This window comes from Oleiphilus sp. HI0086, assembly GCF_001635225.1.
On the sequence record NZ_LWFZ01000097.1, the window covers coordinates 1 to 790 of the forward strand.

Genomic DNA, 790 nt, shown 5'->3' on the forward strand with positions numbered 1-790 from the left:
CCATCGAGAAATCCTGAGTTTAGTGCTATAGCGTTACCTTAACGCAAAAATGCCCGCCGATGAAATAAGCCACCAGCAGGCACTCTAGACTAGCAAGTTTCTAACTAGCCAACATCAATCATATGAACTGTGCCATCTGGCAGTACTTCAGAGATCTGTCCTTTTGGCTCATCCATCATTGCAGCAATGAAGAATACAATCAGTGCAGAACAACCGATCACCAAGAAGAAAGTACTGTAATCTACAAAGCTCAAAACAGTTAGGTAAGTTACTGCACCGACGTTACCATACGCTCCGGCCATACCTGCAATCTGACCTGTCATACGACGTTTGATCAGTGGAACTACCGCAAATACCGCACCTTCACCAGCCTGAACAAAGAACGAACAGCACATGGTTGCAATCACAGCAGCGGGGATCCACCAAGATGAATCAACCTGGCTCAATACAAAGTAGCCACATGCCAAACCACCAATCAAGAACATTAGAGCTTTACGACGACCAATGTGATCAGAGAACCAACCGCCAGTTGGACGTGCAACCAAGTTCATGAAGGCAAAGCCTGAAGCCAATAGGCCCGCTTTGACAGGATCAAGACTTTCAAAAGTTTCCAAGAAGAATAGAGGCAACATTGATACAACCGCTAGTTCTGAACCGAAGGTAACGAAGTAAGACCAGTCTAGAATCGCAACTTGCTTAAAGTGGTACTTATCAAGCTCTTGGACACCGTTTGTCAGATTTTCTTTATTTACATTCCAGATAGAGTAAGTTTGGAAAACATATAGAGCGA

Annotated in this window: 1 protein-coding gene; it reads right to left on the minus strand. The window is 44.3% G+C overall.

The window, feature by feature from the left end; translation table 11 throughout:
* Positions 1-104 precede the first annotated feature (104 nt).
* Positions 105-790, minus strand: a 686-nt coding sequence (locus A3756_RS01390) for an MFS transporter (protein ID WP_156490175.1), incomplete at its 5' end; no start/stop codon positions are given.